27 protein-coding genes and 2 pseudogenes are annotated in these 26,471 nt (G+C 69.3%); 9 read left to right on the plus strand and 20 right to left on the minus strand.

Annotated features, from left to right (window positions below; translation table 11 throughout):
• Nucleotides 1–13: 13 nt before the first annotated feature.
• Entirely contained in the window at nt 14–241 is a 228-nt protein-coding gene (locus tag EDC02_RS42855; protein WP_370461556.1) for an XRE family transcriptional regulator, read from the plus strand.
• Nucleotides 242–445: 204 nt separating this feature from the next.
• Here EDC02_RS42855 and EDC02_RS23285 read toward each other — a convergent pair whose 3' ends face one another.
• Nucleotides 446–1,084, minus strand: a complete 639-nt coding sequence (locus EDC02_RS23285; protein ID WP_123603785.1) for a hypothetical protein — start codon at nt 1,082–1,084, stop codon at nt 446–448.
• Nucleotides 1,085–1,371: 287 nt separating this feature from the next.
• Here EDC02_RS23285 and EDC02_RS23290 point away from each other — a divergent pair, with 287 nt between their 5' ends.
• Nucleotides 1,372–2,835 (plus strand): NF041680 family putative transposase, encoded by a 1,464-nt coding sequence (locus EDC02_RS23290; protein ID WP_305036219.1) that lies wholly within the window; start codon nt 1,372–1,374, stop codon nt 2,833–2,835.
• A 30-nt stretch (nt 2,836–2,865) separates the two neighbouring features.
• On the opposite strand, the gene EDC02_RS23295 is transcribed toward EDC02_RS23290, so the two are convergent.
• From EDC02_RS23295 to EDC02_RS40360, 3 genes and pseudogenes are all read right to left on the minus strand, one after another.
• Nucleotides 2,866–3,743, minus strand: a protein-coding gene (locus EDC02_RS23295; protein WP_370461505.1) for an IS5 family transposase whose coding sequence is annotated in 2 segments (ribosomal slippage) — nt 2,866–3,351 and nt 3,354–3,743 — 876 coding nt in all. Because the reading frame shifts where the segments join, the coding sequence is not laid out codon by codon here.
• Nucleotides 3,744–3,891: 148 nt separating this feature from the next.
• A complete protein-coding gene (locus tag EDC02_RS23300; protein ID WP_305036219.1) occupies nt 3,892–5,355 on the minus strand; it encodes an NF041680 family putative transposase in 1,464 nt (487 codons plus the stop codon).
• A 244-nt stretch (nt 5,356–5,599) separates the two neighbouring features.
• Nucleotides 5,600–6,064 (minus strand): annotated as a pseudogene (locus EDC02_RS40360) (hypothetical protein); the annotation flags it as partial.
• A 38-nt stretch (nt 6,065–6,102) separates the two neighbouring features.
• Between EDC02_RS40360 and EDC02_RS40365 the strand changes: the two are divergent.
• Complete coding sequence (locus tag EDC02_RS40365; protein WP_158632276.1) at nt 6,103–6,369, plus strand: hypothetical protein; 267 nt, start codon at nt 6,103–6,105, stop codon at nt 6,367–6,369.
• Between the two features lie 3 nt (nt 6,370–6,372).
• Here EDC02_RS40365 and EDC02_RS23315 read toward each other — a convergent pair whose 3' ends face one another.
• Complete coding sequence (locus EDC02_RS23315; RefSeq protein WP_123603787.1) at nt 6,373–7,368, minus strand: aldo/keto reductase; 996 nt, start codon at nt 7,366–7,368, stop codon at nt 6,373–6,375.
• Between the two features lie 161 nt (nt 7,369–7,529).
• Between EDC02_RS23315 and EDC02_RS23320 the strand changes: the two genes are divergently transcribed.
• The gene (locus EDC02_RS23320) at nt 7,530–8,060 is read left to right on the plus strand and encodes a DUF6244 family protein (protein WP_148083573.1); all 531 of its coding nucleotides are present in this window, start codon (nt 7,530–7,532) and stop codon (nt 8,058–8,060) included.
• 321 nt (nt 8,061–8,381) lie between these two features.
• Complete coding sequence (locus tag EDC02_RS23330; RefSeq protein WP_123603789.1) at nt 8,382–8,777, plus strand: DUF805 domain-containing protein; 396 nt, start codon at nt 8,382–8,384, stop codon at nt 8,775–8,777.
• 100 nt (nt 8,778–8,877) lie between these two features.
• Here the strand turns inward: EDC02_RS23330 and EDC02_RS41820 are convergent, their stop codons facing one another.
• The 3 genes and pseudogenes from EDC02_RS41820 to EDC02_RS23340 form a co-directional block, all read right to left on the minus strand.
• Nucleotides 8,878–9,129: a DUF397 domain-containing protein gene (locus EDC02_RS41820; protein ID WP_255500591.1), complete on the minus strand. Its 252-nt coding sequence runs from the start codon at nt 9,127–9,129 to the stop codon at nt 8,878–8,880.
• Nucleotides 9,124–9,198 (minus strand): annotated as a pseudogene (locus tag EDC02_RS41825) (DUF397 domain-containing protein); the annotation flags it as partial. The gene EDC02_RS41820 and the pseudogene EDC02_RS41825, both read right to left, overlap by 6 nt.
• Nucleotides 9,195–10,067, minus strand: a complete 873-nt coding sequence (locus EDC02_RS23340) for a helix-turn-helix transcriptional regulator (RefSeq protein WP_123603791.1) — start codon at nt 10,065–10,067, stop codon at nt 9,195–9,197. The gene EDC02_RS23340 and the pseudogene EDC02_RS41825, both read right to left, overlap by 4 nt.
• A 370-nt stretch (nt 10,068–10,437) precedes the next feature.
• Between EDC02_RS23340 and EDC02_RS40370 the strand changes: the two genes are divergently transcribed.
• The gene (locus EDC02_RS40370) at nt 10,438–10,584 is read left to right on the plus strand and encodes a hypothetical protein (protein WP_158632277.1); all 147 of its coding nucleotides are present in this window, start codon (nt 10,438–10,440) and stop codon (nt 10,582–10,584) included.
• 114 nt (nt 10,585–10,698) lie between these two features.
• Nucleotides 10,699–11,169: a hypothetical protein gene (locus EDC02_RS23350; protein WP_123603793.1), complete on the plus strand. Its 471-nt coding sequence runs from the start codon at nt 10,699–10,701 to the stop codon at nt 11,167–11,169.
• Between the two features lie 50 nt (nt 11,170–11,219).
• Here EDC02_RS23350 and EDC02_RS23355 read toward each other — a convergent pair whose 3' ends face one another.
• From EDC02_RS23355 to EDC02_RS23390, 8 genes are all read right to left on the minus strand, one after another.
• Nucleotides 11,220–11,693: a S24/S26 family peptidase gene (locus EDC02_RS23355; protein WP_123603794.1), complete on the minus strand. Its 474-nt coding sequence runs from the start codon at nt 11,691–11,693 to the stop codon at nt 11,220–11,222.
• Nucleotides 11,694–11,707: 14 nt separating this feature from the next.
• The gene (locus tag EDC02_RS23360; protein ID WP_123605080.1) at nt 11,708–12,451 is read right to left on the minus strand and encodes an ABC transporter ATP-binding protein; all 744 of its coding nucleotides are present in this window, start codon (nt 12,449–12,451) and stop codon (nt 11,708–11,710) included.
• 29 nt (nt 12,452–12,480) lie between these two features.
• Nucleotides 12,481–14,397 carry an ABC transporter ATP-binding protein gene (locus EDC02_RS23365; RefSeq protein ID WP_148083574.1) on the minus strand — a complete coding sequence of 639 codons (1,917 nt, stop codon included), beginning with the start codon at nt 14,395–14,397 and terminating at the stop codon, nt 12,481–12,483.
• A 2-nt stretch (nt 14,398–14,399) separates the two neighbouring features.
• Nucleotides 14,400–14,927 carry a redoxin family protein gene (locus EDC02_RS23370; protein WP_148083575.1) on the minus strand — a complete coding sequence of 176 codons (528 nt, stop codon included), beginning with the start codon at nt 14,925–14,927 and terminating at the stop codon, nt 14,400–14,402.
• Nucleotides 14,928–14,951: 24 nt separating this feature from the next.
• Nucleotides 14,952–15,515 carry a MauE/DoxX family redox-associated membrane protein gene (locus EDC02_RS23375; protein ID WP_123603797.1) on the minus strand — a complete coding sequence of 188 codons (564 nt, stop codon included), beginning with the start codon at nt 15,513–15,515 and terminating at the stop codon, nt 14,952–14,954.
• 3 nt (nt 15,516–15,518) lie between these two features.
• The gene (locus tag EDC02_RS23380) at nt 15,519–18,245 is read right to left on the minus strand and encodes an ABC transporter permease (protein ID WP_233606249.1); all 2,727 of its coding nucleotides are present in this window, start codon (nt 18,243–18,245) and stop codon (nt 15,519–15,521) included.
• A 635-nt stretch (nt 18,246–18,880) separates the two neighbouring features.
• Nucleotides 18,881–20,134 carry a fumarylacetoacetase gene (fahA, locus tag EDC02_RS23385; RefSeq protein ID WP_123603798.1) on the minus strand — a complete coding sequence of 418 codons (1,254 nt, stop codon included), beginning with the start codon at nt 20,132–20,134 and terminating at the stop codon, nt 18,881–18,883.
• Nucleotides 20,131–20,988 (minus strand): hypothetical protein, encoded by an 858-nt coding sequence (locus EDC02_RS23390; protein ID WP_123603799.1) that lies wholly within the window; start codon nt 20,986–20,988, stop codon nt 20,131–20,133. The genes fahA and EDC02_RS23390 overlap by 4 nt, the downstream gene beginning before the upstream one ends.
• A 94-nt stretch (nt 20,989–21,082) precedes the next feature.
• Between EDC02_RS23390 and EDC02_RS23395 the strand changes: the two genes are divergently transcribed.
• Nucleotides 21,083–22,252 (plus strand): homogentisate 1,2-dioxygenase, encoded by a 1,170-nt coding sequence (locus EDC02_RS23395; RefSeq protein ID WP_123603800.1) that lies wholly within the window; start codon nt 21,083–21,085, stop codon nt 22,250–22,252.
• Nucleotides 22,253–22,296: 44 nt separating this feature from the next.
• On the opposite strand, the gene EDC02_RS23400 is transcribed toward EDC02_RS23395, so the two are convergent.
• The 4 genes from EDC02_RS23400 to EDC02_RS23415 are packed head-to-tail and all read right to left on the minus strand — an operon-like array spanning nt 22,297 to nt 25,331.
• The gene (locus tag EDC02_RS23400) at nt 22,297–23,520 is read right to left on the minus strand and encodes a tetratricopeptide repeat protein (RefSeq protein WP_123603801.1); all 1,224 of its coding nucleotides are present in this window, start codon (nt 23,518–23,520) and stop codon (nt 22,297–22,299) included.
• A gap of 9 nt (nt 23,521–23,529) precedes the next feature.
• The gene (gene ispF / locus EDC02_RS23405) at nt 23,530–24,015 is read right to left on the minus strand and encodes a 2-C-methyl-D-erythritol 2,4-cyclodiphosphate synthase (RefSeq protein ID WP_123603802.1); all 486 of its coding nucleotides are present in this window, start codon (nt 24,013–24,015) and stop codon (nt 23,530–23,532) included.
• A 52-nt stretch (nt 24,016–24,067) separates the two neighbouring features.
• On the minus strand, nt 24,068–24,793 hold the full coding sequence (gene ispD / locus EDC02_RS23410) for a 2-C-methyl-D-erythritol 4-phosphate cytidylyltransferase (protein ID WP_123603803.1): 726 nt from the start codon (nt 24,791–24,793) through the stop codon (nt 24,068–24,070).
• A 52-nt stretch (nt 24,794–24,845) separates the two neighbouring features.
• Entirely contained in the window at nt 24,846–25,331 is a 486-nt protein-coding gene (locus EDC02_RS23415; protein ID WP_123603804.1) for a CarD family transcriptional regulator, read from the minus strand.
• A 328-nt stretch (nt 25,332–25,659) separates the two neighbouring features.
• Here EDC02_RS23415 and EDC02_RS23420 point away from each other — a divergent pair, with 328 nt between their 5' ends.
• Nucleotides 25,660–26,445, plus strand: coding sequence for a hypothetical protein (locus EDC02_RS23420; RefSeq protein ID WP_123603805.1), 786 nt, complete (start codon nt 25,660–25,662; stop codon nt 26,443–26,445).
• Nucleotides 26,446–26,471 lie beyond the last annotated feature (26 nt).

Consider the following 26,471-nt stretch of genomic DNA (forward strand, 5'->3'; position numbering starts at 1 on the left):
CGCCGAGCGTCTGATCGCTGAAGCTCGCGCCTTCCGGCTTTCCGAGATCCGGCGACGTCAGCACACCACGCAGAACGAGGTGGCGAAGGCTATGGGGGTGACTCAGGCCCGCGTCTCTCGCATCGAGAAAGGACAGTTGGAGCGGAGCGAGGTCGATACCCTTGCAGCATATGTACAGGCTCTCGGTGGCAAGCTAAAAATCGTCGCCGACTTCGGGGATGAAAGCTACGTGCTGGGATAGCTCTGTCGTAGCCCGCGTGGCCGGCGAGCCGGGCCGGGGCACGCACGTCACGGTACGCATCCCAGCCCGGCCGCCCGGCACACTCCACACTCAGCGTCACCTCTCTGGATAGGGGTCCCGGTTCAGTCTTGATGCCACAGGTGCATCAAGATGCACCTGTGGCATCAGAGCGTGAGAGGCACCATGGGGTACCCGGGTCACCGGTCAGCCCTCGATGAACGCCTCCGCTTCACATTCCTCGATCTCGTTACCGGGCGGCAGCCCGTCGTTGAGCATCAGACTGTCACCGTCGGCGTAGGCGTCAACCCCTCGGTCCTGCAGGCATTTCACCCAGACCTGCAGCTTGTCGCGGTACGTCGGGTCGAGCCGCATGGACCGTTCCCACAGCTCTTCGGGCTCCAGCGAAGCGCATGCCTCGGCGGCCCTACGCGCGGCGGCCTGCTCCTCGGCGGTTTCGGGAGCGCCGGCGGCCAGCGGCGAATCGCCGCTGTCCTGCGGCACCCGAACGTGCTTGGGCAACCCGTTGTCCTCCAGGCACTGCTGGTAGATGGCGTAGAGACGGTCCTCCTCCTCCGGCGACGTGTCGGGGCGGATCAACGGGCGTTCGGCCTGCGGCGACGGCGACGTGTCCGGTGCGGTGCTGCCTACGATCGTGGCGACGCCGCCGTCACCGGTCGAGCCGGAGGCGCCGGTCGTCGTACCGCCGGCTGCCGCCGGGTCCTGGTCCCCGCCGCCGCACGCGGCCAGCAGCCCGATCGCCGTCACCGCCAGCGCGACCGCCAGCGGGGCGGACCGGCGGCCTGATCGGATGCCGGACCGGCGGGGGTGTCGAAATGTCGTCATGCGAGCGAGGTTGCCGAGCAACCGTCAGGATCCTGTCAGCACCGTCGGGGCCACATCATCGGAGATGCTGCCCACCGCCGGCCGCGCTAGCTTGATTTTTAACCCGTCGGTGGCGGGCGCCGGTTGCTCCTGTGAGGATTCCGGCGTGTCGGGCTGACGTGGGAACGGCCACCGTTGATGATCTTCGGGTTCCCTGGCAAGGACGCGAGATCAAGGCGGTGGCCGTGGCCACGATTTTGGACCATCTGAGTGGGCTGGTGTTACCCGGCTCTGTCTCGACCGGGCCGGTGAGGGATCCGGCGGAGGTGTTGGCCGGGTTTCGGCGGGACTTCCACCAGGCCCTGTCACGGCGGTCGGATGCGTTGTTCGAGTTGACCGACGCGGTGTTGTGCGCGGATGGGCCGGTGCGGTCGTTGCCCGGGTTGTCGCTGGTAGCGGAGTACCGCCGTGGGCACGGCGCGTTGTACGACGCCTTGGCCGCCGGGCGGGTTGACGTGCAACGGCTGCGTACGGCGGTGGCGGCGGTGCCGCCGCCGCGGGCGGCTGACGGGCGGCTCGTCCTGGCCGTGGATGTGACGTGCTGGCTGCGGCCGGAGGCGCACACGTCGCCGGAGCGGATCCTGTGTCACACCTACGGCCGTGGCAGGGACCAGCACATCGGAGTTCCGGGCTGGCCGTATGCGTTCGTTGTGGCGTTGGAGACCGGCCGCACCTCGTGGACCGCACCGCTGGACGCGGTCCGCTTGGCTCCGGGTGCGGATCTGGCGGCGGTGACCGCCGCCCAGTTGCGGGACGTGGTCGGCCGGTTGATCGCCGCCGGCCATTGGCGGCCCGGCGATCCGCAGGTCTGGGTGGTGATGGACGCAGGCTACGACGCGGCCCGCCTGGCCTGGCTGCTGCGGGACCTGCCGGTGCGCGTCCTGGCCAGGCTGCGCTCGGACAGGGTCCTGCGCCGACCCGCGCCACCACCGCTGCCCGGCCGGCGGGGCCGGCTGCCCCGCCACGGCGCCGAGTTCATCTTCGGCGACCCCCGCAGTTGGGGTGCCCCGGATGTGACCACGGTGACCGATACCCGCCTCTACGGCACCGTCACCGCCCGAGCCTGGCACCGCTTGCATCCGAGACTGACCCGCCGCGCGGCCTGGACCGACTGCCCTGCACTGCCGATCCTGGAAGGCACCGTGATCCGTCTCGACGTCGGGCGGCTGCCGTCGGGCGCGACCGCGAAACCGGTATGGTTGTGGTGGTCCACCGGTATCGACCACGAGCCGGGCCACGATCCCAGCCCGGATCCGGCGATGATCGACCTGTTGTGGCAGGCGTTCCTACGCCGCTTCGACATCGAGCACACGTTCCGGCTGTTCAAGCAGACCCTCGGCTGGACAGTGCCGAAACTGCGCGACCCGCACGCCGCCGACCGGTGGACCTGGCTGATCATCGCCGCCTACACGCAGCTGAGGCTGGCCCGGCCACTGGCCGCCGACCTGCGTCACCCATGGGAACGACCAGCGCCACCCGAACGGCTCACCCCATCCCGGGTCCGCCGCGGATTTCGGCACCTACGTCCGACAAGCACCTGCCCCGCCAGCGCGCCGAAACCCACCCGGCCAGGCCCCGGACGACCACCCGGCACACCCAACCGTCACCCCACCCGCCGCTACGACGTCCACACCGTCACCAGCAGCCAAACCGGGAAGACGACCTCCAGAAAGAAAAAATCGGCCAATCCCAGACCACGCCGCACAGGTTAAAGATCAAGCTAGGGCGTGTATCAAAGTCGGTCACAGCCACTCGTTGATCGCCGCGACCTGCACGGTCGCCTCGTACCGGACCGCGAGCTTGTCGTAGCGGGTCGCGACGGCACGGTTGCGCTTGAGCCGGTTGATCCCGCACTCTACCGCGTGGCGCTGCTTGTAGATCTCGGGGTCGAAGGCCGGCGGCCTGCCGCCCTTCGACCCCTTCTTCCGCCGGTTGGCGTCCTGGTCGGCCTTCGACGGGATCGTCGCGGCGACACCCCGTCGACGCAGGTAGGCACGGTTCGCCTTCGACGTGTACGCCTTGTCCGCCAGCACCCGGTCCGGACGGGTCCGGGGCCGACCGGCCCCGACCCGGGGCACCCGCACACCGTCGAGGACCGTCGTGAACTGCGGGCTGTCGCCACGCTGCCCGCCGGTCAGCACGATCGACAGCGGTTTCTGTCCCTGTTCACAGCCCAGGTGCAGTTTCGTGGTCCGTCCGCCACGGGAACGCCCCAACGCGTGGTCGTCGGGTTCCGACCCGGTACCGCCGGGTGGTTCGGCCTGCAGATCCCCCTTTTACGCGCTCCGGCGGCGTGCTGGTGCGCTCGGCTGATCGTGGAGTCCACGGACACGTCCCAGACGATCCGTCCCGCCGCGTCGGCCAGGGCCTGCAACGCGGTCAGGATCCTGGCCCAGGTCCCGTCGCGCTGCCACCGGCGGAACAGGGCGTACGCCGCCGCCCAGGAGCCGTAGTGGTCGGGGATGTCCCGCCACGGGGCGCCGGCCCGTGTGCGCCACCGGATCGCGTCGATGAGCTGCCGTTTCGTTGATGCGGGCGGTCGGCCCGGTCGGCGTGCGGTGGGCAGGAGAGGCTCCAGGACTGCCCACTGCGCGTCCGTCAGGTCGTGCCGCCTCGTCACCGCTACGCTGGTCACGAGGTCTCCGTGTTGATGGTTCGTCTTGGTCGATAAGCCATCTACCGGAGGCCTCGCTGTTTACCGGGCAGCGACACGCCGGAAGTTCGTCACCCGCCCACGGCCGACTTTGATACACGCCCTAGCTTGATCTTTAACCTGTGCGGCGTGGTCTGGGATTGGCCGATTTTTTCTTTCTGGAGGTCGTCTTCCCGGTTTGGCTGCTGGTGACGGTGTGGACGTCGTAGCGGCGGGTGGGGTGACGGTTGGGTGTGCCGGGTGGTCGTCCGGGGCCTGGCCGGGTGGGTTTCGGCGCGCTGGCGGGGCAGGTGCTTGTCGGACGTAGGTGCCGAAATCCGCGGCGGACCCGGGATGGGGTGAGCCGTTCGGGTGGCGCTGGTCGTTCCCATGGGTGACGCAGGTCGGCGGCCAGTGGCCGGGCCAGCCTCAGCTGCGTGTAGGCGGCGATGATCAGCCAGGTCCACCGGTCGGCGGCGTGCGGGTCGCGCAGTTTCGGCACTGTCCAGCCGAGGGTCTGCTTGAACAGCCGGAACGTGTGCTCGATGTCGAAGCGGCGTAGGAACGCCTGCCACAACAGGTCGATCATCGCCGGATCCGGGCTGGGATCGTGGCCCGGCTCGTGGTCGATACCGGTGGACCACCACAACCATACCGGTTTCGCGGTCGCGCCCGACGGCAGCCGCCCGACGTCGAGACGGATCACGGTGCCTTCCAGGATCGGCAGTGCAGGGCAGTCGGTCCAGGCCGCGCGGCGGGTCAGTCTCGGATGCAAGCGGTGCCAGGCTCGGGCGGTGACGGTGCCGTAGAGGCGGGTATCGGTCACCGTGGTCACATCCGGGGCACCCCAACTGCGGGGGTCGCCGAAGATGAACTCGGCGCCGTGGCGGGGCAGCCGGCCCCGCCGGCCGGGCAGCGGTGGTGGCGCGGGTCGGCGCAGGACCCTGTCCGAGCGCAGCCTGGCCAGGACGCGCACCGGCAGGTCCCGCAGCAGCCAGGCCAGGCGGGCCGCGTCGTAGCCTGCGTCCATCACCACCCAGACCTGCGGATCGCCGGGCCGCCAATGGCCGGCGGCGATCAACCGGCCGACCACGTCCCGCAACTGGGCGGCGGTCACCGCCGCCAGATCCGCACCCGGAGCCAAGCGGACCGCGTCCAGCGGTGCGGTCCACGAGGTGCGGCCGGTCTCCAACGCCACAACGAACGCATACGGCCAGCCCGGAACTCCGATGTGCTGGTCCCTGCCACGGCCGTAGGTGTGACACAGGATCCGCTCCGGCGACGTGTGCGCCTCCGGCCGCAGCCAGCACGTCACATCCACGGCCAGGACGAGCCGCCCGTCAGCCGCCCGCGGCGGCGGCACCGCCGCCACCGCCGTACGCAGCCGTTGCACGTCAACCCGCCCGGCGGCCAAGGCGTCGTACAACGCGCCGTGCCCACGGCGGTACTCCGCTACCAGCGACAACCCGGGCAACGACCGCACCGGCCCATCCGCGCACAACACCGCGTCGGTCAACTCGAACAACGCATCCGACCGCCGTGACAGGGCCTGGTGGAAGTCCCGCCGAAACCCGGCCAACACCTCCGCCGGATCCCTCACCGGCCCGGTCGAGACAGAGCCGGGTAACACCAGCCCACTCAGATGGTCCAAAATCGTGGCCACGGCCACCGCCTTGATCTCGCGTCCTTGCCAGGGAACCCGAAGATCATCAACGGTGGCCGTTCCCACGTCAGCCCGACACGCCGGAATCCTCACAGGAGCAACCGGCGCCCGCCACCGACGGGTTAAAAATCAAGCTAGGGGCAAGCGGGAAGGCCACGCCGGTCAGCTCCTCGGAAGCCGGCGAGCCCACCTCGGTCAGGCGACGGTGCAGCTCTGCGGTGAACAGCAGGTTCGCCAGCTTCGACTGGGCGTACGCCTGGAAGGCCCGGTAGCGGCGACGCTGCCAGTTGAGGTCGTCGAAGTCGATCGTGCCAGCGCGGTGGCCGCTCGAGGAGACGGTGACCACCCGTTGGCGGATCCGGGGCAGCAGCAGGTTGGTGAGCGCGAAGTGCCCCAGATGGTTGATGCCGAACTGCAGCTCGAATCCGTCGGCCGTGCGGCCCAGCGGCGGGATCATCACCCCGGCGTTGTTGATCAGCGCGTCGACTGGCTCGGTGGACTTCTCGGCGAAGGCGCGGCCCTTGGCGGGGTCGCGGACGGCGAGCACGACCCGCGCGCCCCGGGCGGCGAGTGCGCGGGCGGCGGCGCGACCGATGCCGCCGGGGAGCAGTTCAGGCCGCGACTGCAGGCCATGGCCGCCGCCCACTTGCGGTTCGCCACCGAGGACCCGCACTGCTGGAGCTGATGTTCGCCACCAAGCACCGGCCCGGCGCCGACCTGCCCGGCGAAGTCGCCGCCGCGCCGATCGGGCTGATGCAGAACCTCATCGAGGAGGGGCAGGCGCAGGGCCACCTGGCGCCGGACGATCCGGAGCGGGTGGGCGTCGTGCTGTTCGCGACCCAGCAGGGCATCGCCGCCCTGATCAACGGGAACCTAATCCCGGCCGAATCGCTCGACGGGATCCTGGAGACGGCCGTCGACCAGTTCATCCGAGGAGCACGGCCCGACTGACCGTCAGCCGGCGACAGCCAGGCGGGCGAGGTGCTCGTCGGTGAGGTCGAGCGAGACGCCGTCGAGCGCCGCTTCCAACTGGTACGGCTTGCTGCCACCCAGGATCGGGCGGATGCCCTGCGCCACCAGCCAGGCCAGCACCACCTGCCCACGGGTCGCGCCGGTGTCCCGGGCGACGTCGTCAAGCGCCGCGAGCCGCCGCGTACTGCCCGGGTGGTCGTACACCGGCGGGACCGGCTTGGCCGGGTCGTCGTAGGCACCGGACAGCAGCGGCGTGTACGCCCACACCTCCAACCGGTACGCCTCGGCGATGTCCCGCTGCTCGTCGCTGAGCAGACCGAACGGATGCACCACTCCTTCAGGCAGCGTGCCGGGGCGGGCCCGCAGATAGGTGGCGTTCAGCTGCAGGGCGTCGATCGGCCGGGTACCGGTGGCGGCGGCGTGGGCGCGGGCCCGCTCGATCCGCCAGGCCGGATGGTTGGACGCGCCGACCCGACGGACCGCACCGGACGCGACCAGGTCGGCGACCGCGTCGACGGTCTCCTCGATCGGCGTGGCCCGGTCCTCCTGGTGCAGCCAGAGCAGGTCGACGCTGTCCACGCCCAGCCGGTCCAGGCTGCCGGCGAAGGCGTCGGCGACGGCGCGACGGCTCAGCCCGGCCCGCACCTGCGGCCACGACCCGGCCCACAGCGGCTCGGCACCGAGCTTGGTCGCGATGCGCACCCGCTGCCGTACGCCGGGGCGGGCGGCGAGCCACCGCCCGATGACCCGTTCGCTGTCGCCGCCCCGGCCATCCTGGCTGGCCCAGAAGGCGTAGCAGTCAGCGGTGTCGATCCACTCGCCGCCCCGCTCGACGAACCGGTCGAGCAGCGCGAACGAGGTCTTTTCGTCGATCCGGGTGCCGAACATCATCGCGCCCAGCACCAGCGGCGAGGCCGGTGCCGACGCGCTGCTGGTGGTCGAGGTGGCGGCGGTGGTCGCGGTGTTCTCGTACGTCATGCGTCCCACCCTGCGACCTCGAGCGCACTCGAAGTCAAGCAAGCGGTACCGCCGGCGGTATGACCGCCTACTCGAAGCCTCGCCAGCGCGGTTGCCGACTTTTCCGCCGACCACCCCGCACCATGGGAAACAGCAGGTCGAACGGGGTGAGGAGAGCGATCGTGGCAGCACCGGTGGACAGCGTCGGCAAGGATCTGCAGGCGATGCGGGCGGGCGTCGAACGGGCCCGGACAGCCGCAGCGGCGGCCCAGCAGGAGGCCGAGCGGGTCGCCGGCCAGGCTGCTGCCGGCGGCTTCAGCGGCATCGTGGCCGGCATGATCCAGGTACGCAACACGCTGAAGGAGCTGCAGGCGGGGCTGACCGGGGTCGTCGGCACGCTCGACGAAGCGGCGGCCACCGTGGTGCCGGTGCCGAGGGAACCGTCACCGGCGGAGGTGCTGGCCACGCTTGGTCGGGCCGGCGACAAGCTGCGCACCGTCCAGGACGGGATCGGCGCGGCCGCCGCCAAGGCCGACGAGGCGGCAGGGCTGGTGGCTCGGGTGCTGCAGGGCGGCGACCCGGCCCAGCTGATCGGCACGCTCGGCACCGTCAAGGAGACGCTGGCGGCGGTACGGCAACGGGCCGGCACCGTCGACGAGTCGCTGACCGCTGCCGCCGCCACCGCCCGACGGGTCGGTAACCCCGGCACCTGACGTATGCCGCTGTGGCATGTCCATCCCAGAGCGGAGCTACCAGTAGCCAGAATTTTGACCGTCGCCAGAATGGCCCCCATGGAGACCATCCCGATAACAGAGGCCAAGGCCCGGATCGCCGAACTCGCCGACAGGGTCGCCCGGTAACACGACCACTTCAGCCTCGCGGATCTACGCCAGTCCCGAGAGGACTTCGCCTCCGGCGACACCCACTCGATGGACGACGTTCGGGCATCGTGCGCTCAGGCAGGCAGAATCCACTTGCCACAGCCTCCTACCCTGAGTGTCACGGATCGCTCCGCTTGAGACGCTGGAGGCGTCATGAACTTTGCCGCTGCAGTTCGCTCTGTGCTCACCCAGTACGTCGGGTTCAGCGGGCGGGCCCGCCGCTCCGAGTACTGGTGGTTCGCCCTCTTCTCTCTCCTCGTCAGCATCGTGACCTCGATCCTCGACACCGCGCTGGGCACCAACTTCGAGGACTCCACCAACGGCGTCATCGGCCTGCTCGTCAGCCTGGCGCTGTTGCTGCCGTCGTTGGCGGTCGCCGTACGCCGGCTGCACGACACCGACCGGTCCGGCTGGTGGATCCTGATCGGGCTGATCCCGATCATCGGCTGGATCGTGCTGCTGGTGTTCTACGTGCAGAACGGGACGCCCGGCCCGAACCGCTTCGGCTCCGACCCCAAGGACGTCGCCGGGTTCGGGGCAGCCGTCTGACGCCCGGACAGCGACACGATGTGAGGCTGAGATACCTATCGACGAGCTGGTTAGGTATCTCAGCCTCACATCGTGGCAGTCAGCGCAGGTGCGGGCGCGGTCAGACGGTGAGGGTGCCGCCCTTGGTAGCCGTGATGAAGGCGGCCCAGCTCGCCGGGGAGATCACCAGCACCGGGCCGGCCGGGTCCTTGGAGTCCCGCACGCCGACCACCCCGCCCAACTCGTCGGCCACCTCGACGCAGTCGCCCTGATCGTTGGAGCGGCTGCTCTTCCGCCAGGTGGCGTCGGCCACCTCGACGCAGTCGCCCTGATCGTTGGATCGGCTGCTCTTACGCCAGGTGGCGTCGGCCACCTCGACGCAGTGCCCCTGAGCATTGGATCGGCTGCTCTTACGCCAGGTGGCGGTGGACAGGTCGATCATGACTCGTACTCCTTTGCGGTCCGGGCGAGGAGGTCACGTGTCGCGGCCTGACCCAGCGCGGCGGCCGTCAGGTCATCGAAGGCCATCGTATAAGAATCGGCTTCATTAGGGCGGTCCAAATAGAGCGCGCCGGTGAGGCCCTCGACGTAGACGGTGGTCGGCTCCAGCTCGGCGGGGAAGTCGAGCATCACGAAGCTGCCAGTCAGAGATCCGCTGTGGACACCGGCGCTGAACGGGATCAGCCGGATCGAGACGTTCGGCAGTTCGTCGACCTGGATCAGCCGGCGCAGCTGGGCGGCCATCACCGCCCCGGAGCCGACCGGGCGACGGATTGCTGCCTCGTCCAGCAGGATGTCGAACCGGGGTAGATGCGGCTCCATCCGGGTGAGCAGCTTTGCACGCTGCAGCCGTGCCGCCACCCGCTGCTCGATGACCTCGGGCGACAGGCGCAGCGGGTTGCGCGTGAACACCTCGGTCGCGTACTCGCGGGTCTGCAATGGGCCGGAGATGAGGTCGACGTGGTACTCGCGGAGGTGGGAGGCGGCCTCCTCCAAGCCGATGAACAGCTCGAACCAGGACGGGATGCTGGCGTAGTCGTGCCACCAGCCCTTCTCCTTGGTCTTCGGAGCCAGCGCGGCCAGCGCCTCGATGGTCTGCAGATCAGCGCCGTACAGCTCGCAGAGCAGCACCACGTCCTCGGCGCGGATCGGCACCTCGCCGCGCTCCATCCGCAGCAGCTTGGTCGCCGACCAGTCCAGCTCCCGAGCCGCCGTGGTCTGCGGGACCCGGGCCAGCCGCTCCCGCAGCCGACGCAGCTCCCGACCGAGCTGGCGTCGCGGTACCGAAGAGTTCAACAGGGCCAAGGACATTGGTGCCACCTCCTGGAATTGATCACCTGCGGATTGATCATGCACGTCTGGCAGGTCAACTCTCGGTCGACCGAGGTCTATTCGACTGACTGGCCATATCTCTACCACATGGCCCCAACACTGTTGCGTTGGCGCAGATTGACCGACAGACTCTTCTTCGTTCGGGAACGGGATCGAAGCGCCGCAAATCGGCGCTGACCTTTCGTCGACGAATACGGCATGACCGATCGGTGGGCCGGCAAACCATCCGAACGGTCAGCGCCGTTCTCCCCAATCAGGCGTGGCGGCCGGCACGGCACCCCCGAGCCGTCCGGCCGCCACGCCGCCGGAGAAACCCCAGCTCACCACGCTTACGCGAGAGGGTGAAGCGATGTCGTCGATCAGCTTCGGGATCGCCATAATCAGCTCCGCCATGATCGGATTTCTCGCCGGTCTGCTGAGCTTCAAGGTGAAGAGCCGCTGGTGTCCGGACTGCGGAGCGATGACCTACCCGCAGCCGCCACCCCCGCCGACGTAGACCCTAACGCCACAGCGCCGCCGACCTGCGTGCAATTTCCACGGCGGCCAGTGACCGCAGCAAAGTAATCCCCAGACGACTTTCTCAGACGGCAATACTGACGCGAGGAGAATCATGGCGTACCGCAATGACAAGCCCGACCGGTTCACCCGCCGGCCGCAGCCGTCGGAACAGATCAACCGACGGCCCACAGCGGGCCGCCCGCCGCTGCCGAGCCGGGTGCCCGGCGAAACCGACATCGACAGCGACCCGCGCTTCAACCTGGTCGGGGCGGGCTGCGTCGCCCCGGCACCCCGCGACGGCGGACACGACCGGATCGACAGCGAGCCGGACCAGGTTGACGACGGGCCCGGTCACGCCGACGACGGCGGTCAGCCGCCGGACGGCGACCTGGCGCTCGTCGCGAAGATCGCCAAGCGGATGGCCGAGCGGCACATGCCGGACCGGACCGGCGGCTGCCGACACTGTGGAGGCACGTACTGCGAACTGTTCCTGGAGGCGCTCGCGGTGCTGGACCGGCGCGACCCGGCCGCCGCCCGACGGATCCGGGCCGTCCTGCAGTACGCCAGCCTCACCCCGCCCTGACCCGTGCCGCAGAGCTGGCGCCTGCCGCTGGACCGACACCGGCCTATCGGTCAGGGACGGTGGGCATCGTGGCGCGGCGAGCCGCGTCGGGTGTACCGATAGACCACTTTGCCGAGGATCTGGTCGGTGGGGCACGGGCCGAACTGCCGGGAGTCGGCGCTGCGCGCGTAGTCGCCGAGGAGATAGACGTGGCGTTCGGGCACGACAACCGGCACCGCTGCGGTCGTGACGGTTTCACCTGGCAGGGCGGCCACTCGCTTGATGAACCAGCGTCGGGAACCAACAGTGCCGGTGAGCCGCGCGCGGTCCTTCCAGCCCCGGTCCGGATCGGGACGGCTGACCACCACGATGCTGCCTTTGCCAATCCGCTGCGCCCCCCGGCGGACCACCACCCGGTCACCGGGCACCAACGCCGGGGACATGCTCGGGCCGTCGACCGTGATCACCAGGTAGGTCCGGCGGAGCCAGACCGCCAAGCCACCGATCGACAGGGCTATCGCGCTCGGCAGCAGCCACCACGTCATCGAGGGTCTGCCGCTCAGCCGGTAGCCGGGCGAGCGGTGTCTTTGATGACGCGTCCGTCTCGGATCTGGATGACACGGTCGCAACGCGCGGCGAGGCCCGGGTCGTGGGTTGCGATGATCAGTGAGGCCCCGACCCGCTCGCGGAGACCGAACAGGAGCTCCATGATGTCTTCCCCGGTCTGGCTGTCGAGGTTTCCAGTGGGTTCGTCGGCCAGCACGAGCATCGGGTCGTTGATCAAGGCTCGCGCGATGGCGACACGCTGTTGCTGCCCGCCGGAAAGCTTCGACGGCAGCGAACCCTCTCGGCCGGCAAGTCCGACGGCGTCGAGAATCTGCTTCGCCTTGGCCCGTCTGTCAAACGAGGTCTTGTAGGGCAGCAGAGGCGCGATCACATTGTCCGCTGCGGTCAGTGTGGGCAAGAGGTGGAATCTCTGGAACACGAATCCGACCCGCCGCCGATATTCGGCCAGTCGACGCCCCTTGATCCCGGTGACCGGCTCGCCCGCTACCTCGATGACACCCGAATCAGGTGTGTCGAGTGCCCCGATCAGGTGCAGTAACGTGGATTTACCAGACCCGGATGGCCCGGTAAGGGCGACGATCTCGCGCTCGCGCATCTCGAAATCTATGTTCCGGCACGCGTAAATCGGCTCACTGGCGTCGGTATGGTAGGTCTTGGACAGGTCGACCACCCGTACGATCGGCTGGTCACCCTCGCTATCCGACCCGCCTGAGGTGGGCTGAGACTCATCACCCAGCACGTTATCGCCCTGGGCATTTTTGCTTATCACGCGGTTATCCGTTCCGACTCGTCAACTATCTCGGCACTGGTCCCTTCTGGCCGGGCGGACGACTCGCCTTCGCCGGCCGCATAGCCGGCTGCCTGCAGGTTGAACAGACGGGCGTATTCACCACCCTTGCCCAGCAGGGACGCGTGTGAACCTTCCTCGATGACCACCCCACCCTGCAGCACCACGATGTGGTCGGCTTGCCGCACTGCAGCGAGGCGATGGGATATCAGAATGCTGGTCGAGCCCAGTCGATGGCGTGTGAGCTTTTCGTTTATCTCCTGCTCGGCGGCAGGATCGAGCCCAGACGTCGGCTCGTCCAGGATCAGGACATCCCGTCGGGTCCTCATGAACGCGCGGGCCAGAGCGAGTCGCTGCCACTGCCCGCCGGACAACACGACTCCGGAGCTGAGATCGTCCCGGTCTGCGGGCACGAAAATGCGAGACAGCATGGTGTCATATCCATCAGCCAGCTTCTCGATGAAATCGTCGGCACCTGTCCTGCCTGCCGCAGCAGCGATCTGCGATTGGTCTGCGTGATTCGCGACATCGCCGATGCCGATGTTCTCGGACACCGAAAGATCATACATCATGTAGTCTTGGAAGACAGCGCTGATCCTCGCCCTGAGGGCACGGGCCGAAACATGGCGGATGTCGGTCCCGTCCCATTTTATCCGGCCCCTGGTCGGCTCGTACAGGCGACACAGAAGCTTGACCAGGGTGCTCTTGCCAGCACCGTTCAACCCCACCAGACCGAGGGTCGCACCATGGGAGAGCGTGAAGCTTACACCCTGCAGGATCCAGGGGCCGTCGTTGGTGTACCGGAACCAGACGTCCTGGAACTCTATCCGGCTTGACAGGGGCGACAGCGATGCCGTCGACTCACTTTCCGAATTGCGCCGAGACATGTCGATAATTGCAACATAATGAGAGAATCCAAGTAGCGCCTGGTGGCCTGCGGCGATTGAGGCGACGAGTCCACCGAGCGCCATCTGCACGCCGGTCACCGAGGCGATGAACGCGGTGATGTCGCCGATGTCGAACGCTCCGCGTGTCGCCTCGGCGACCATCCAGACCAGGCCACAGCCCGCGATCGTGGCGCTCAGCCCGGCCAGCGGCCCGTGGCTCAGCACGACCCTTCGGTCGAATTTGTCCTCCGTGGAGTTTATCTGGCGGGTCTCGCTGCGCATTCTGCCGAGGAGAAACCCTCCGAGGTTGAACAGGCGGAGTTCCTTGGCGGCAGCCAGGTCGAGCATGAGCGCCTGGTAGAAGAGCTGACGCCGGTTACGCGGGCTCAGTTTCCAGGCCATCTGGGCCTGCTGCCGGCTGATCGAGAGTTGTACGACCAGGACGGGCACCGCCGCCACGACCGTCACGGCCGTGACAATCGGACTGATCGCCATCAGAACGACGATGAAGCCGGACACCGAGATGGCGTTCTGCATCGCCCCGAACAGAGCTCCGGAAACCCGGTCCGGGGCACTCATCGCGTTCTCGTGCGCGAGACGTAGCCTGTCTCTGAACTTCGGGTCTTCGAGGACCGCGATGTCGTCGAATCCGTTGACTGTCGAGAACAGCCGGTCCTGCACGATGATCGCGGCCTGCCGCCGTAGGCGCGCTTTGACATAGTTCGAAAGGTGTGGCAGGAGGGCCGCGAAGGCGCCGAGCACCGCGATGGCGGCAACCGCCAGGAGCGGCTCGAGACCCGCAGCATCAGGGAACTGAAGAGAATTTACCAGTTCCTTCGTCAGCCACGCGACGCAAGCCGGGATGAGGCCGAGCGCGACTGTGATCGCCACCGAGCACACGAAGGCTATCGGACCGGCCCGGAACGTGAGCGCGAGCGCCTTTGCCGAACAGGCGACAAGTCCACGCCAGCCGACCAGCACCTTCGGGTCAGAACGCGAGGTCGCCACGGTCAGCGTTCGCGAGGCAGTGATGCAGCGCCAGCCCCGCTGGCGATGACCCGGCCGGCGGAGTCACTGGCGATGAAGGTCGGGAAAGCGAAGACAGCGAAGCTCCTCGCGAAGTCGCCTTCCTTGGAATCGAGCACGGTCGTGGCGATCCCGCCCAGCTGCTCGATGAAGTGAGTGGCGTTCTCGCGCTCGCCAGCTATGACGGCGATGGCCTGAGACTGCCGCAATGACTGACTCCGCACGTACTCGATGAAGTGCGGGATCGACGGGCCACACGCTGAGCAGCCGGTGGAGATAAACGCGAACACCGCCTGCTCCTGACCGACTCTCGCAACCGACACCTCGGCACCGTCAAGCGCGGTAGTCGTGAGATCCGGCAGCGACGAACCAACCGCGAGCCCGGACACGGGAGCCGAATTGACAGGCGCTGACTGGTCCTGTCGGAGCCGACGGATCACCGCTGCGGTCAACGACAGATTGATGAGGGATATCGCCCCGATCAGCACGACGGACGCAACTACGTAGGTCATCGCTTTCCCAACCACTTTTGGGGGTCACAGTGGAGGTGTGCCGACACCCGACCCCGGCGAGGTGTCAAAGAGATCGACTATCTCATCGTAGTAGGTAACCAGTAGCGCAATGACGAATGCGCCCAGGACGCTCATGGCGACACCGCCCACGTGCAGATCGGACAAGTTCCCGTCTGCCTGGAAGACGTGGATGACCAGGCCGGCCCCAGCGATGGTGATCAGGATCAGGTTTCGATAGATGTGCCGCTTCCCGAGGTCGCTCGTTGGCCGCCCGAAGCACGCGCACGGGACGCTGATCTTCTGTTTGACCGCGGTCGCGACGCCGAGAGTAAGCACGACGAGCAGGCCGATCGCTGCAACCTGCCCGGCGGCGGCAACCCACGGCACGAGCATCGCCACCGCGATCGTCAGCTCGGCCGCGAGCAGTAGCGCCGTGACCACGGTGACGACCGCTCGTCGCGACTGCGGCAACTGCAGCAGGAGCGCGATCGCGGCCTCGGCTTCGGCTCGGGCGCGCAGCTTCCCGACCGCCGACACGGCGAACACCCCCACCATGGCCAGCTGGAAGGCCAGCCCCAGATAGGTCACCTGCTACTCCTCGACCAGAAGGCGGGTGACCGGGCGACGCCGCAGGGACTGGATCGGTGGGATGGCGGCGAGGGCTGCAGCGACGACGCCGGCGCCGGCCACGGCGAGCGCCATCGGCAGCAACCTGGCCACGCTGGCATCAGCGCCACCGGCCAGCAGTACCGCGAGACCGAGGCCCAGGGCCGCGCCCGGGACCGCCCCGAGTAGACCCAGCAGCACGCCCTCGGTGAGAACCAGCCGGGCTATCGATGTGTGCGTCCAACCGGTCGCCTGCAGCGCGGCGAACTCGGAGGCTCGCTCCCGCACGTTCAGGAACACCACGTCGGCGATCGCGACCGTGGCAAGGACCAGCATCGCGACCACGGCGGCCAGATCCGGCCCACGTACCTGAACGGCGATCGCGTCACCGAGCAGGCTGCCGACCAGGACACCCTGGAACGCCCAGGTGATGGCGACCAGCAGCGTCAGCGCCGTCACCGCGACAGCCAACGCCGCGCCGCCTAGCGCGGTACGCCCCGGTGTCCGGCGGATATTGACCATCGCGAGACCGGTGAGTCCGAGGAACAGCCGGGCGCGGCGGCCGGTGACGACGGCCGGCCGGACAGCCTCCATGGGATCGGCCCGCGACGCTTGCACCGCCGGGATCAGGCCGGCGGCGAGCGACACCAGGATCGCGGCCGGAATGGCGAGCACCGCTCGCGCCCAGGGCACCTCGACACCTACGGGCCCGCCGATCAGCCACGCCCCCGCCGACGCCAGCACGCCTGCGGCAAGCCCGATGACCAGCAGCTCGCCCAACACCACGGCGAACAACGACCGCCGCGGCCAGCCCAGGCAGGCGAGCACGCCAAGCTCGCTGCGCCGGGCGCGCACTGCGGCGGCGGACGAGTTGCCGATGAACAGCGCACAGACCACAAGGACCAGGACGAACAGGATCAGCGACTTGCGCTCCACCGCTTCGCTGATCACCACTCCGACGCCCTTCTTCGACCACCATTCGGCGAGTGACAGGTCAGGCCGGCCGAACTCGCCGGCCGGCAGCGCCACGGTCCGCTCGGTCGGCGACGAGCCGACAGTGATGTCGACGTGCAGGCCGGTCTCCTGCGCGATCCGCTCCGCTACGACCCGGACCCGTTCCCGGGACACCTCGTCGATGCCGGTCACGCCGGCGACCCGCACCCGGATCGCCGCCACCGGCCCCGGCCCGGAAGACCGGTCGAAGTTCCCGTAGAAGGATGCTGCCGAATCCAGGGTGGTCAGCAGCAGCGGCGGCTGCTGCAGATAGCCGGCCGGGTTGCTGGACGGCAGCAGTGGCGCTCCGCCCAGCAGCCGCTGCGAGGTCTCGTCCGCGCCCTCCAGACCGGGCGACTGATAGGCGCCCAGTGGCACCTCGGACAAGGCCGAAAAGGTGTCGATCAGCTCGGGATCGAACCGGCCGGTCAACGTAAACTTGGGGTGGGTCACCTGTCGACCTATGGCCAGCCCGTGCAGTTGCAGTTCACGGAAACTCCGGTCATCGGCCGCGATCGGCGCGGTACCGATCCGACCGCCGAACAACCCCTGCCACACCTCGCTGGCGACCTCCTGGTCCCGGGGGATCAGCGCGCCGTCGGACCTGGTGTCCCACTCGACCGGTCCGGCCGTCCAGTACGCTTCTACCGCGTTGCCGAACGTATGTCCGAGGTCGCGAAGCAAAAATGCGTCAGCAGCCCCACCGTCGACCTCAATCGATTTGACCGGGAATCCGGAGGCGCTGTCGGCGAAACTGTCCGCAGCGGTGATGCTCTCCCTCGTCCCGACGAACTGTTCCGCGATATCGCGCGGCAGTTGCTCGACTTCCACAATCGCCTGCTGGTCGACGTAGCTGTCGCTGGCCGCGATCACCGGGACCGTCCGGGTCCAACCGTCGCCCTCCCCGGCCGCCGCAGCCCGGCTGTCGGGCAGATAACTCCCGGAGACCATCGCGTCGTCCAGACCGATCAGCTCGGCCTCGGCCGCTGGGTCGATGGCGGCCAGGACGTACGGAATGCGCCAGTCAAGCAGGAACGCCTGGTCGGCGTACTCACGGCTGTCCTCGTTTAGGGAGTAACACTGCACAGTCTCGCTCATCGTCGATTCTTGCGACGAACCGGCCTGGATGTCGAGCGCTTTGCCGCAGATGTTGACCCGCGCGCCGGATGGAAGGATCTCGTCCAGAAAGCTGCCGAACGGGTTCTCGTCGGTGACCGAGACGATATCCCGGTGCGCAACCGGGTTCGGAGTGAAGTAGATGTAAGCTTCATCCGGCCCGATCGTGCTCAAGCCACGGTCCATGCGCCAGTTGACGGTGAGCCGGAAGGCCGATCGTTCTCCATCCGGTACGACATCGGACAGGTCCACCGGGACACGAAGCTCCGGGACGGCCATACCGATGAGGGCGATCGGCGCCGCCACCTCCACGCCGGGCAGGCTGCGGATCGCATCGACCTGTTCCAGGCTGATGCCGCCGGGTGCCTCGGTGAGGAAGTTGGGTCGAACGACCCCGGTCGCCGTCTCCTGGTCGGAAATCGACTCCGCGGGGCGGACGAGGATGTCGTACGCGGTGCGGGCGTTCGCCTCCACCGTGCCAATGACGTCGAGCCGTGACGTCTCGGCCGTGCCGGTGAGCACCGTGAAACTGGTGACCGCGACGAACAGCCCAAGGAGCAGGGCGATCGACCGAGTCCACCGGCGGATAACCTGCGACCACACAACCCGCAACATCGCTACCAACCTGTGTTCGTACAGCCCGAGAGCCGTCTTTCCAGGCGGGCCCCCGGCCGGACATCCAGGCCGGCCGGGGTTCCCACCTCCTACAAGTGCATCCGATCAGATGTGTGTCAGCACGTCGCGTCTGCCCAGCAGTCGTACGAGGTGCAGGCATCGTTCATCACCTTGCATCGGATGTCCGGCGCAATGCAGAACTCGCAGTAGATGTAGCCACACGGACAGGGTGCGGCCTGCGCTTCCGCTTGCGGCACCAACCGCTCCAGCAGGGCTTCGCCGATCTTATTGAAGATTCGCAATCCCTCGACCCTTCACTCATGGATGGCTTCGTCAGGTCGATGCCATCTGTGGTCCAAGCTCGCGGCAGCTGCGCACCACAGTTTGTCTGGCCGTCAGCCTCGTACGCAACCCTGAATCCGCAACCGGCGGCATCATGCCCTGGCTCTGCCCGATACCAGACCTACCGGCCGGCAAGACGTGAGCTGCGAAAACATCTCCTGTCCAGGTCGTATCACAGGTGATGCGGTCAGCGAGACGATTTTTGGCTGCCCCATGGTTGCACCGAGAATCAGTCAGACCACAATGGAGGACCTATGAATGCGATCCACAGTAACGGGAAGTCAGGCAGCAGGCTGAACGGTACCGGCGACTTCGCCGAAGCCGATCGTCGTGCCGTCCGGGCCGGGGGCGGTGGCCGTGATGACGACGGTGTCGCCGTCTTCGAGGAAGGTGCGCTCGGACCCGTCGTCCAGTTTGACCGGCTCGGTGCCGCCCCAGGTCAGCTCCAGGAACGAGCCGACCTGGTCACGCCGGGCCCCGGAGACGGTGCCGGAGGCGTAGAGGTCGCCGGTGCGCAGCGACGCGCCGTTGACGGTGAGGTGCGCCAACTGCTGCGCCGGGGTCCAGTACATGCCGGCGAACGGCGGCTCGCTGACCCGGGTGCCGTTCCACTCGACGACGATCGACAGGTCCAGGCCGCGCCGTGACGACTCAGCGAGATACGGCAACACCGGCGGGTCCTGCGCCGGGGCCGGCACCCAGGCGTGGTCGAGAGCTTCCAGCGGCACCACCCACGGGCCGACCGAGGTGGCGAACGACTTACCCAGGAACGGGCCGAGCGGCTGGTACTCCCAGGCCTGGATGTCCCGGGCCGACCAGTCGTTGACCAGGGTCACCCCGAACACGTGGTCGGCGAACCGGTCGGTCGGCACCGGGTCACCGAGCGCGGTCGGCACCCCGACGACGAAGCCGACCTCGGCTTCGATGTCGAGCCGGCGGGACGGGCCGAAGACCGGACCGTCGGAGCTGCGCCGCTGCCCGCTGGGGCGCACGATCGGCGTACCGGAGACGACGACGGTGCCGGCCCGGCCGTGGTAGCCGATCGGCAGGTGCCGCCAGTTGGGGGTGAGCAGCGGCTGCCCGGGGCGGAAGATCTGCCCGACGTTGCTGGCGTGCTGCTCGGACGAGTAGAAGTCGACGTAGTCGCCGACCGCGAACGGCAGCACCAGGTCCACCTCGGACAGCGGGACGAGCAGCGGCTCGACGGCGGCCCGGTGCTCGGTCTCGGTGAGCAGTTCGACGATCCGCCGCCGCACCGTCGTCCACTGTGCCCGGCCGAGGGCCAGGAAGGCGTTGAGGGTCGGCTCACACAGCGCGCCGCCGGCGAGGATCAGGTCGGCATCTTCCGCGCCGCGCAGGTCGAGCACGAAATCGGCGATCCGTACGCCGAGCCGCCGCTCCCCACCGCCGGGCAAGCCGCCGGACGTGCCGCCGTCGGGCGAGCCGGCCGCACCCCTGCGGCGGAAGGCACCGTACGGCAGGGTCTGCACCCCGTACGGTGAGCCGTCGGCACCGGGCACCCAGCAGGTCGTCACGCGAATCCTCCGTTGATCAGCCCCAGCCGGACCAGGTCGGTCAGCGGGTCGGTGATGCTGCACGACCCGAAACCTACCCACAGCGGCCGGTCGGCACCGCCGCGCGTACGGGCCGGCTCGATCAGCCGGGCGGCGTCGGTGGTGGCGAGCAGTTCGGCGACCTCGGCGACCTCCGCGCCCTCGGCGGCGGTGATCGTGGCGGCGAGCACGTTGAGGAAGCCGTGGTGAGTGAAGCCGGTCTCCGGGTCGGTGTCGCGGATCGCGTGGTGCAGGCCGGCGGTCAGTTTGAACGGCAGCGCCCGGTCCCGGCAGGCGCAGATCACGGCGGCCAGCTCGACCGGGGTGGGGAACAGTTCGGCGGCCAGCCCGCCGGTGCGGAACTTGGCGGCGACGTCGACGCCGCCGGCCCGCGCCTCGGCGAGGCTGTCCAGGGCGGCGAGCAGCCCCCAGGTGAGCGGCACCTCCGCGTACCCGCTGATCTTGGGCCAGCCGGCCAGGGCGGTGAGCAGCGCGCGCAGGCCGGGCTGCGGGTCCTCGCCGCGTTTGGCGACGGCGACCTCGACCTGCCGGGGCCGGAGCCGGTCGGTCGGCAGCGCTTCGACGGCGGCCGGCAGCGCGGCCACGCCGGTGTCGCCGATCAGGCCGATCTCCAGCTCGTCGCCCGGCCCGACCAGTCGCCGCGCCACGTCGATCTCGGACGCGGGCAGCAGGAACGGGCCGACCAGGTCGGTGTACCAGGCGGTGCGGTGGCCACGGTGCGCGGTGACCGCGTCGGGCAGGTCGGCGTTGCCCGGCGGGAAGACCGCGGCGTCGTCGACGAGGCCGGTGAAGATCCTGGGTACCTGCATTGACACGCCTTCGAACCTAGTGGATTCTACGATTAACGGACAACAGCGTCCGATTATCGGACGCTACCGGCCGGTCAACGGGGAGATACGGAGGGTAATCATGCCCTACTACCGCAGCGTTGGCGAGATCCCCCGCAAGCGCCACACCCAGTTCCGCCAGCCCGACGGCACCCTGTACGCCGAGGAGCTGATGGGCCAGGAGGGCTTCTCCGCCGACTCGTCCCTGCTCTACCACCGGCACCCGCCGACCGCCATCGTCGCCGCCGAGTCGTACGACCCGCCGCCGACGCGCCGGCTGCCGAACCGTCCGCTCACCCCACGGCACCTGCGCACCCACAAGCTGGACACCGGGCATACCGACGCCGTCCTCGGCCGGCAACCGCTGCTGGCCAACGACGACGTGCGCATCTCGTACGTCGTCGCCGACCGGCCGTCCCCGCTGTACCGCAACGCCACCGGCGACGAATGCCTGTACGTCGAGTCCGGTGCCGCCCGCGTCGAGTCCAGCTTCGGGGTGCTCGGCGTCACCTCCGGCGACTACGTGATCATCCCGACGTCGGTGGTGCACCGGATCGTGCCCGTCGACGACGTACCGCTGCGGCTGCTCACCGTCGAGGCGACCGGCCACATCGGACCGCCGAAGCGCTACCTGTCGGTGCGCGGCCAGTTCCTGGAACACTCGCCGTACTGCGAACGCGACATCCGCGGGCCGGGCAAACCGCTGCTCATCGACGGCACCGACGTCGAGGTCTACGTGCGGCACCGGCAGGGCTGGACCGGCCACGTGTACGCCCACCACCCGTTCGACGTCATCGGCTGGGACGGTCACCTCTACCCGTGGGCGTTCAGCATCTACGACTTCGAGCCGATCACCGGCCGGCTGCACCAGCCGCCGCCGGTGCACCAGACGTTCGCCGGCCCCAACTTCGTGATCTGCTCGTTCGTGCCGCGCAAGGTCGACTACCACCCGCAGGCGGTCCCGGTGCCGTACAACCACCACAACGTCGACTCCGACGAGATGCTGTTCTACACCGGCGGCAACTACGAGGCGCGGCGCGGCTCCGGCATCGAGCAGGGCTCGATCTCGCTGCACCCGGCCGGGTTCACCCACGGGCCGCAGCCGGGCGCGGTCGAACGGGCGCTCGGCGCCGACCACTTCGACGAACTCGCCGTCATGGTCGACACCTTCCGTCCGCTGGACCTCTGCGACGCCGCACTGTCCGTCGAGGACACCGGGTACGCCTGGACCTGGGCCGGCAACGCCCGCTGACCGGCGCTACCGCTGGCTCGGCACGGCGCGCTACCGCTGGCCGACTACTGCTGGTCCGGTGGTCGGGCGGTGGCCTGGCGCAGCACCATGAACTGAGCGACGGCGGCCGCGACGATCGCCGACACCAGCAGCCACGGGGTGGCGATCGCCGCGTAGCAGAAGATCAGCACCGGGGCGGCGGCGGCCGCGTACACCGCCGTCGCCAGCCGGCGGTCCACCAGCTGCGACACCACCTCGAGGATCCGGCCGCCCGGCACCCGCCGGGCCAGCACCCAGACCAGCACGAACCCGCCGAGCGCGGCGACCACCGCCCAGCCACGCGACGCCTCGCTGCCGGCCAGGCAGGCCACCGTCACCGCCGCGATCATGCTGTAGCCGGCACCGATCAGCACCAGCCGGCGCAGCTCCTCCTCGGGTGTCGGCGGCCGCTCCAGCCGGGGGTCCATCGGCACCGACCCGGGCGGTGCCGGAGCCCACCGAGGGGATCGGGCCGGCGCGGGCGGTGGCGGCGGTGCCATCGCGGTGGCCCGCTCGGCGAGCACCGCCAGCTCGGCGGCGTACCGTCGCTGTTCCAGGTGGATCACCCCGACGTCGTGCTGCGCCTCACCGATCAGCGGGTCCAGCCGCAGCGCCTCCCCGTAGGCCCGGTGCGCCAGGTCGAACAGCTCCAGCCGGGCCCCGACCAGCCCCAGCACCAGATGCGCCTGGGCATCCTGCGGAGCCAGCTCCACCCCCCGCCAGGCCGCGTTGAGCGCCGGCTGGCCGTTGCGCGAGCCGGCCAGGATCGCCGCCCCGCTGCGCTGGGCGTACGCGTCGTCCGGGTACGTCGCCAGCAGGTCGGTGGCGAGCCGGGCGGCGTCGGCGTACCGCCGCAGGTCGATCAGCGCCAGCCCGCGCACCACCAGCAGGGCGACCCGGTCCGACGGGCCGGGTCGAGCGCCGCTGCCGGCACCGGTGCCGGCAGCACCGTCGGCTGGTGAGGTCGGTGCTACCTCGGCCGGTGTGGCCGCTGCGGCTTCTGCCGACCGTGGGTTGGGCACATCGTCCGCCCACGCGTCGATCGCGGCGAGGGCCTGCTCCGGGCGGTCGGCGGCGAGATGCACCCGGGCCAGCATGATCCGGGCGGCCACGCTGTCCGGGTCGAGGGCCACCGCGAACCCGATCTCACCGGCCGCCTCGTCGTAGCGGCCCAGGTCGGCCAGCAGCCCGGCGCGCTGCAGGTAGCCGTCGACGTCGGTGGGCGGCTCGGGGGAAGACTCGCTCGACACCTGTCGAGCCTATCCGGGCGGTCCGGACGGATAGACGAGCGCGACCGCCAGGCCGGCGAGGCCTTCGCCCCGGCCGGTCAGCCCGAGCCCGTCGGTGGTGGTCCCGGAGACGGTCACCGGGGCGCCGGCGGCGGCGCTGAGCAGCTGCTGCGCCTCGGCCCGCCGGGGTCCGATCTTGGGCCGTACGCCGATCACCTGGATCGAGACGTTGCCGATCACGAAACCGGCGGCGACCACCCGCCGGGCCGCCTCGGCCAGCAGGTCGACGCCGGCGGCCCCGGCCCACTGCGGTTCGGCGACGCCGAAGTTGGCGCCGAGATCACCGAGGCCGGCGGCGGAGAACAGCGCGTCGCAGGCGGCGTGCGCGGCGACGTCGCCGTCGGAGTGCCCGGCCAGCCCGGTCTCGCCCGGCCAGTGCAGGCCGGCGACCCAGCAGGGCCGGTCGGCGGCGAAGGCGTGCACGTCGGTGCCGACACCCACCCGGGGAACGATCATCGCGCTGACTCGGCCTGGAAAGCGTTCATGACCGGCTCGGTCCGAAGGACGATCATGAAGGCAGGGTACGGGTCGCCGGCTCGGTGGCGAGCAGGTGCTCGGCGATCACCAGATCGAACGGGCGGGTGATCTTGAGCGCCCGCTCCGAGCCGGGCACGCAGAGCACCGGTACGCCGATCTTCTCCACCAGACCGGCGTCGTCGGTGTGCGGATCGACGGCGTCGGCGTGCGCGGCGACCAGCACGTCACGCCGGAACCCCTGCGGGGTCTGCACGGCCCGCAGCGTCGACCGGTCGACGGTGGCCAGCACGGTCTCGTCGGCGTCCACCGACTTGATGGTGTCGACGACCGGGAGCACCGGGATGACGGCGTCGGCGCCGGCCCGGACCGCGGCGGCGACCGAGTCGACCAGGTCGGGTGGGGTCAGGGCGCGGGCCGCGTCGTGCACCAGGACGATCTGCGGGCCGGCGGGGACGGCGGTGAGCGCGGCGGCGACCGAGGCCTGCCGGTGTGCGCCGCCCGGCACCACGATCAGCGGCAGCCCGGCCGTGGCGGGGATGAGCAGGTCGCGGACGTCATCCACGTCGGCGGGTGGGGCGGCGACCACGATCACCGCGACCGAGGAGGCGGCGGCCAGTCGACGCACCGCGTGCACCAGCAGCGGTACGCCGCCGAGCGGCCGGAGTGCCTTGGGGGCGCCGGGTCCGAGCCGTAGCCCGGCACCCGCCGCAGGAACGAGGACCGCGACGTCACCGCGTTGCTGGAAGTGCGCGGTCACGTCGCGGTCCTCGGTGCAGGTGGCAACAGACTATCTATGGGTGGAGAGTTGCCTACGCGTCGGTGAGCACCTTGTCGAGCAAGGTCTCTGCCTCGTCCTTGGTGCTCTTCTCCGCAAGCGCGACCTCACCGACCAGGATGTCCCTGGCCTTGGCGAGCATGCGCTTCTCGCCTGCGGACAGCCCCCGCTCCCGCTCCCGACGCCACAGGTCACGAACGACCTCGGCGACCTTGAGTGGGTTTCCGGATGCCAGCTTCTCGAGGTTGGCCTTGTACCGCCGCGACCAGTTGGTCGGCTCCTCGGTGTGCGGGGCGCGGAGGACGTCGAAGACCTTGCCGAGGCCTTCTTCGCCAACCACTTCGCGCACGCCGACGATCTCGGCGTTCTCGGCGGGAACTCGCACCGTCAGGTCACCCTGCGCAACCCTGAGGACGAGGTACTGCTTCTCCTCGCCCTTGATGACACGAGTCTCGATTGCCTCGATGAGTGCGGCCCCGTGGTGGGGGTAAACAACGGTCTCGCCGACACTGAAAACCATAGGTTCGAAGCCCCTTTCGCTGTGTCTAGGGTAACACGCTCAGGCACCGATGTCCCGTCACAGTCTGAGCCGTAAGCGCAGGTCAGAGGGGCTGTGAGAGGTCTTTCTCGAGCTTGACACGCAACCGCCAGTAGGTTTTGAACACGCTAAGTAACAACCAGATCAGCAGTCAGCTAACTGGTTGGACGTGCCAGATGGGACGCGTTTCGGCACTTCCAGCATATCGTCCGGCGGCTGCCCACGCCCCGGCACTGGCGGAACCAGGTTCGTTGCGGGACCCTGATACCTAGACCCCGATCGACCCGGTGGGCGAGCGGCTGGGGGTGCTGTGGGCAGGACAGGCAACAACGGTGATGGGTGGTCGGACGGCGCCGGGGCGCCCGACGACCTGCCCGAGATCCCGCCCGAGTGGGGCCCGATCGTCATCCCCGACGATCCCGGGGCGCTCGCCGAGGAAGCAGCACAGGTCCGCCGGGAGCTGCACCGCACCCGACGGCGGGACCACTGGCACCGGCGGTTCGGCATCCACCCCGGCGACACCGGCCGGGCCGGCGGCAGCGGGCACCGCCCACACGAGATCGCGGCCCTCCGGCTACCGCTGATCATCATGCTGGTAGCGGTCCTCGCCGCGATGATCAGCATGTTCACCGTCGCCTGGTCCGACCGGCCCCAGCCCACCGCCAGCCCGGCACCATCGGCTCCCGCCACCTTGCCCGACCGCCCGCTGCCCGCCCTCGACCTGATCGACGACTCCGGCACCTCGGTCCCGCTCCGGTCGCTGCTGCCGGCGGCGATCCTGCTCGTCGAGGGCTGTGAGTGCGCCGACCAGATAACCGCAGCGGCTGCCGCCGCCCCGGCCGGAGTCTCGGTGGTCGCGGTCACCAGCGGCGCCACCAGCCCCGGCACCCTGCCGCCGGTGCTCGCCGACAGCCTCGGCACCCATCTGCTGGCCGACCCGGCCGCCGGGATCCGCAACTTCGTCGACGTCCCGGCGACCGCCGGCACCGCCACCGCGCTGCTGGTCACCGAGACCGGCGAGGTCATCCGGTTGGTGCCGCAGGCCGACTCGGTCGAGACGTACCGCGCCGACCTGGCCCTGCTGGTCGGCCCCTGAGCCCGCCGCAGCCGCTGCCTCCCGCC

The sequence above is a fragment of the Micromonospora sp. Llam0 genome (assembly GCF_003751085.1).
Classification (GTDB): domain Bacteria; phylum Actinomycetota; class Actinomycetes; order Mycobacteriales; family Micromonosporaceae; genus Micromonospora_E.